General features: G+C 70.4%; 5 protein-coding genes. 2 read left to right on the top strand and 3 right to left on the bottom strand.

Annotation, left to right across the window (positions count from 1 at the left end; translation table 11 throughout):
* Positions 1 to 154: 154 nt before the first annotated feature.
* Both VP06_RS09485 and VP06_RS09480 read right to left on the bottom strand, forming a co-directional pair.
* Positions 155 to 964, bottom strand: a complete 810-nt coding sequence (locus VP06_RS09485; protein ID WP_048463525.1) for a sugar phosphate isomerase/epimerase family protein — start codon at positions 962 to 964, stop codon at positions 155 to 157.
* Positions 965 to 995: 31 nt separating this feature from the next.
* Positions 996 to 1,688, bottom strand: coding sequence for a GntR family transcriptional regulator (locus VP06_RS09480; protein ID WP_048463545.1), 693 nt, complete (start codon positions 1,686 to 1,688; stop codon positions 996 to 998).
* Between the two features lie 371 nt (positions 1,689 to 2,059).
* On the opposite strand from VP06_RS09480, the gene VP06_RS09475 reads away from it, so the two are divergent.
* Both VP06_RS09475 and hpaH read left to right on the top strand, forming a co-directional pair.
* Positions 2,060 to 2,944, top strand: a complete 885-nt coding sequence (locus VP06_RS09475) for a dioxygenase family protein (protein ID WP_048463524.1) — start codon at positions 2,060 to 2,062, stop codon at positions 2,942 to 2,944.
* Positions 2,945 to 2,963: 19 nt separating this feature from the next.
* On the top strand, positions 2,964 to 3,746 hold the full coding sequence (gene hpaH, locus VP06_RS09470; protein ID WP_048463523.1) for a 2-oxo-hept-4-ene-1,7-dioate hydratase: 783 nt from the start codon (positions 2,964 to 2,966) through the stop codon (positions 3,744 to 3,746).
* Positions 3,747 to 4,208: 462 nt separating this feature from the next.
* Here the strand turns inward: hpaH and VP06_RS09465 are convergent, their stop codons facing one another.
* On the bottom strand, positions 4,209 to 6,035 hold the full coding sequence (locus VP06_RS09465) for a sigma-54 interaction domain-containing protein (RefSeq protein WP_245291116.1): 1,827 nt from the start codon (positions 6,033 to 6,035) through the stop codon (positions 4,209 to 4,211).
* Positions 6,036 to 6,158 lie beyond the last annotated feature (123 nt).

Here is a 6,158-nt window from a genome sequence, read left to right as displayed (position 1 = left end):
GGCAGGCCCGGGATCGACGGGGCCGTTGATCCATCTCGAATGTCCGACACCAAGCCGGAGGATGAGCGAACATTCGAGAACGGAACCGAAGGTCGTCTTCAACGACCGTTGATATTGCTACGGCCGAAGCGGTCGCCGAGCGCCAGTGCGCCGATCAGCCGGCGAGCACCCGCCGGGCCGCCGCCAGGTTCGCCCGCACATGGGCCTCGGGCGTGACGGTGCCGGTGATCGGCACCTCGATCGAGAGGGCGACCGTGGGGGGCAAGGCCGCGACCAGAGGCGCCAGGGGCAGCGCCCCGTCTCCCGGGGGCAGGCGTCCGGCCCGAGCCTCCTGGATGATCGCGTCCATCGAGCCCGGCGCCTGCGTCGGCGCATCGCAGAGCTGCGCATGGCGGATGAGGCCGGGCGGCACGGCGCGCAGGTCGTCAGGCGACCCGCCGGTCCGGGAGAGATGGAGCGCGTCGACGAGCACGCCGCCATTCGGGCAGCCTGCGGCCTGCACCACCCTGACGGCGTCGGGCAGGCTGGCGATCTGGCGCCAGGCCATGCATTCGAGGTCGACGCCCATGCCGAACCCGGCCGCGAGGTCGCACAATTCGGCGAAGCGGGCGACGAGGCGGGGGCGATCGGGATCGTCGCCGCAGACGCTCAGGCGCCGGGCGCCGAGCCCCGCGGCGGAGTCGAGGATGCCGGCGAGCGAGGCCGGGACGAAGTCCTCACCGAGCGTGACGAACTCGATGTCGTACACGCGCATCCCCTCATCGGCGAGCGCCCGGCGCATCGCCCGGAAGGCGTCGCTCCCGGTCGGCAACTCGTAGAACGGGGCCCCCGGAAAGGCCGGGGAGAGCCGCAGGCCCACCGACGCACATCCGGTCTTCGCCGCGAGCCGGACGAGGTCGACGGGCGGAACCCCGATGCAGGTGAAGTGGGCCAGACCCAGCGGCCAGTCGTGAGAGGCGTGCATGATGGTCGCTCGAAGGATTGCGGGCGCGCGCTCAAGGCGCGAGCTTGTCGGCGAGGTGCCGCTGGAGGTTGGTGCCCGTGCGGTGGATGTGTTCGCGCAAGGAGGCGCAGGCGAAGTCGGCATCGCGGGCGACCGCGCCCTGCGCGATCTCGCCATGCTCCTGGGCGACGTTCCGGTCGCCGCCCGGCCTGCGCCGCAGGAAGGACCGCCGGTAGCGGTCGTTCAGGCTCAGGAGCACGCCGCAAAAGTTCAGCAGCAGCGGCATGCGGCAGCCGGCGATCAGCGTGAGGTGGAACTCGCGGTGATACGTCTCCCACCGCTCCAGCGTGTCGGGCTGCTCCGCATCGCGCTCGATCCGGTTCATGCGGTGGAGCGCGCGCATCACGTCGCCCTCCCAGTCGACGGTGCCGATCGCGATCGCCTGGCGCAGGGCCAGGACCTCGAACTCCTCGCGCAGCCGGGTGATCTCTTCGAGGTTCGAGAGCGAGACCGGGGCGACGCGGTAGCCGCGATTGTCCTCGAACACCACGAGGCCGTCGGAGATCAGCCGGGCCAGGGCCTCCCGCAACGGGCTCAGCGAGACCCCGAAGCTGCCGCGCGCGCGCTCCAGGTTGATCTTGCTGCCCGCTTCGAGCTGACCGGACACGATCGCCTCGCGCAGCCGACCGACGAGCTGGCTCGCCATCGTGTTCTTGCCGTCATCGACCAGGGCGGCGCCCGGCATGGCCGATCCGGGTTCGGGCCGCGTGCCGTCCCGGTCGCCCGCAGCGCGTCGGCTCCTCGCCTCGATCACCGTGATCTCCCTGACAGGGCGCATCGATCTTTCGTCGATGATTCATATGAAAAACGATTTTATCTGTCAAACGCGATGATCCGGCTTGCGCAAGCGATCACCGGGCGACGTCGAGGTGCTGGTCTGCACCTCCCTGTTCCAGGATCCGCCGGCATTCGTCCGCCGCCGTCTCGGATGCACGAAGGACCGCAGGATGCCGCTCGCACCGCTCGGGGAGCCGCCTCGATCCTGCACAGAAAAATCGCTTCTTGACGAATAATCGATGATATGGGACCAGGACGGCCCATCAGGGAGGCTGATCGATGCTCATCGCCCGTCAGCAGGACGTGACGCCCGCCGTTCTCGACGTCATGGCGCGGACTCGCGACCCGCGCCTGCGCGAGATCATGACCTCGCTGATCACCCATCTGCACGGCTTCGTGCGCGACGTGCGCCTCACCGAGGCCGAGTTCCGCGACGCCACCGCGATCCTCAACGAGATCGGGGCGCTCGCCTCCGACACCCACAACGAGTTCGTGCTGATGGCCGGCTCGCTCGGCGTGTCGTCCCTCGTCTGCCTGCTCAACAACGGCGACAACGGCAACACAGAGACCTCGCAGTCGCTGCTCGGGCCGTTCTGGCGCCTCAACGCGCCGCGGGTCGAGAATGGCGGCACGATCGTGCGCTCCGACACGCCGGGCAACCCGCTCTTCGTCAACGCCCGCGTGGTCGACGGCGCGGGCCGGCCGATCGTGGGAGCGGAGGTCGACGTCTGGCACGCCTCGCCGGTCGGCCTCTACGAGAACCAGGATCCCGAGCAGGCCGAGATGAACCTGCGCGGAAAGTTCACCACCGACGACGAGGGCCGGTTCTGGTTCCGCTCGGTGAAGATGATCGGCTATCCCGTCCCCACCGACGGGGTCGTCGGCAGGCTGCTGGCGGCACAAGGTCGCCACCCGATGCGCCCGGCCCACCTGCACGCCCTGATCGTCAAGCCGGGCTTCAAGGTGCTGATCTCGCAGGTCTACGACGCGAACGACCCGCATCTCGCGTCCGACGTGCAGTTCGGCGTGACGAAGGCCCTCCTCGGCGACTTCGTCCGCCACGACGACCCGCGCCCGGACGCGCCGGCGCCCTGGTACGCCCTCGACTACACCTACGTGATGGAGACGGGCGAGGCCGTGCTGCCGCGCCCGCCGATCAAGTGAAACTTTGGAGGGACCAGCCGTGCTGAGCGACGACGATCACCGCAAGGCCGCCGAGGCCATCCTCACGGCCGAGCGTGAGCGGGTGCCCTGCCCGCTTCTCTCCAAGACCTTTCCCGGCATGGAGATCGCGGATGCCTACCGGGTCCAGGATCTCTGGGCCGAGGCCCGGATCGCCGCCGGGGCCCGGCTCGCCGGCCACAAGATCGGCCTGACCTCGCGCGCGATGCAGATGGCCTCGAAGATGACCGAACCGGATTACGGCCGCATCCTCGACGACGCGCTGTTCAACGACGGCGCCCAGATCCGCACCGACCTGTTCATCAAGCCGCGGCTCGAAGTGGAACTCGCCTTCATCATGGGCGAGGATTTGTCGGGTCCGGGCTGCCGGATCTACGACGTGATGCGGGCGACCGAGTTCGTGGTCCCGGCGCTCGAGATCATCGACTACCGCACCGAGGTGCCGCGGGCGATCGTCGACACCATCGCGGACAATGCCGCCTTCGGCGCCATCGTGGTCGGCGGGCGCACGATCCGGCCGTTCGATGTCGACGTGCGCTGGATCGGCGCGACGCTGTCGCAGAACGGCATCATCGAGGAATCCGGCGTCTCGGCCGCGATCATGGGCCACCCGGCTGCCGGCATCGCGTGGCTGGTCAACAAGCTCGCGGCGGTCGATGCGGGGCTCAAGAAGGGGCAGATCGTGCTCGGCGGCTCGTTCACGCGGCCCGTCGACATCCGACAAGGCGACGTGATCCAGGCCGATTACGGCCCGCTCGGCGCCATCGGCGTCTCCTTCGTCTGAGGCGGCAAGTTCGTCTGAGGCGGCAAGATCGAGAGCCGCTTCGAGCGCGCCCTGCTGCGCGAGGGCCGCCGGCAGATCGGCCTGCGGTGCAGCCTGGCGGGCTCCTGCGCGGCCGAGGCCGTCGCGGGATCGGGCTTATGACGGGCTGCTCTTCGACACCGAGCACTCGGCCCGGCGATCCGCTCACCGTGCCGCCGCAGCTCCAGGCGGTGGCGCCCGACGACGTGTCGGCAGGGTGCCGCCGGCCGCCAACGACACGGTGTTCGTATGCCGAGGGGGCTTTCCCGACGGATTCGCAAGCCCTGAGGTCCAGGACCTGGAATCTGGCGGCACTGCGAGAACGACACCAACGATGGATCCCACCAGCCGTCGGGATGAGCCGGCGCCGGTCCCGTGGAGGAAAACGGCGACGCCGTGGCGTCCCGCGCCGGACGCTCCGATGGCCGCGGGACGGCGTGCCGATCATTTTTTCGGAATGCCGTAGGATTTGATGCGGGAGGCAAGCGTCGTCGGAGGCAGTCCGAGCAGATCCGCCGCTCCTCCGGGCCCGAACACCTTGCCACCGCACAGCGCCAACGCCTCGACGATCTCGGCCCGGTCGCGGGCGCGGCGCTCCGCCTCGTTGTACGGACGGCGTCCCGGCGCGGCGGTTGCCGGGGCGGGGCGGGCGGCGTCTCGCGGGGCCGTCTCCTCAAGCTCGGACAGGTCGAGGCGCAGGCGGCCCCGCTGGGCGAGGATGACGCCACGCTCGATGACGTTCTCCAGTTCGCGCACGTTGCCGGGCCAGGCGTAGCGGAGGAGGCGGCGGACGTCGCCCTCCGTCAGGCGGGGCTCGGGCACGCCGAGGCGGTGCGCGGCCCCGGTGAGCATGTGCTGGGCGATGAGCGGGATGTCCTCGGGCCGTTCGCGCAGGGGCGTCGCGCCGATCGGAAAGACGTTGAGGCGGAAGTAGAGATCGCCGCGGAAGCGGCCGCGCCGCACCTCCTCCTTCAAGTCGCGGTTCGTGGCCGCCACGAGGCGCACGTCGACCGCGCGGGTGCGCTCCTCGCCGACCCGCTCGAACGAGCGCTCCTGCAACACCCGCAGCAGCTTGCTCTGGAGATCGAGGGGGATCTCGCCGACCTCGTCGAGGAACAGCGTGCCGCCGTCGGCCAGTTCGAAGCGCCCGACCCGGTCGCGCAGCGCGCCCGTGAAGGCCCCCTTCGCGTGGCCGAAGAACTCGCTCTCGAACAGCTCGCGCGGCACCGCGGCGCAGTTCACCCGGACGAGCGGGCGCTCGCGGCGGCGGCTCGCCTCGTGGATCGCGCGGGCGATCAGCTCCTTGCCGGTGCCGGACTCGCCCGTGATCAGGACCGTGGCGTCGGTGCCGGCCACGAGGTCGATCTGCCGCCGGATCGCCTCGATGGCGGGGCTGCGGCCGATGATGCCCTGGTGGTGGCTGCCGGCCCGGATCTCCTCCTTGAGGTAGGCGTTCTCGAGTTCGAGGCGCTCGCGCAAGGACACCACCTCGGCCAGCGCCTGGCGCAGGCGCTCGTCCGCCTCGCGGCGCTGGCTGACGTCGCGGAACACGATGACGGCGCCGACCAGCGCGCCGCGGTCGCGGATCGGCGTCGAGGTGTACTCGACCGGGAAGGACGTGCCGTCGCGCCGCCAGAACACCTCGTCGTCGACCTGATGCACGGCGCCGTCGCGGAAGGCGGCGTAGATCGGGCAATCCCGGTGCGGGTAATGGCAGCCGTCCGGGTGGGTGTGGTGCACGGTGCTGTGCATGTCCCGGCCGACGAGGTCGGCGGCGGCCCAGCCCAGCATGCGCTCGGCGGCCGGGTTGAGGAAGGTCGTCACGCCCTCGGCGTTGACCCCGTAGATCCCCTCGCCGGCGGCGCGCAGGATCAGCTGGTTCTCCCGCTCGATGTCGCGAAAGATCCGTTCCATGCGCTGCCACTCGGAGAGGCCGGCGCGCATGTGCCGGTCGGCCTCGCGATCGACCTGGCGTTGTCGGCGCTCGTCGAGATCGTAGAGGGTGAACAGCACGAGCCCGTCCGGCAGCACCGCGCCGACGACTTCGAGGGTGAGGGCGCGGCCGGCCCCGTGGCGGGGGGTGAGCGTGTGGGTCCACCAGCGGCCCTTGGCCAGAACGCCCTGGGTGAACACGATCAGGGCCGGACGCTGGCCCGGGTGCAGCGCGCTCGCCGCCATGCCCCGCAGGACGGACCGGGCCTGCCCGAGCAGGCGGGCCGCCGCGTCGTTGGCGTCGACGATCCGGTCGGCGTCCGGATCGAGCACCAGCATGGCCTCGGCGCCCGCCTCGAAGGCGGCGCCGAAGCCCGGCCCGTGGTCACGATCCACCGGTTCGTCGCGGAGGCCCCCGGTCATCACGAAATCTCGTCTTCTTTCTACGAAATTTCGTTTTAC

The organism is Methylobacterium aquaticum, from assembly GCF_001043915.1.
GTDB classification, from domain to species: Bacteria; Pseudomonadota; Alphaproteobacteria; order Rhizobiales; family Beijerinckiaceae; genus Methylobacterium; species Methylobacterium aquaticum.
Note: the sequence above shows the minus strand (reverse complement) of the source record. Positions and strands in the feature narration are given on the sequence as shown.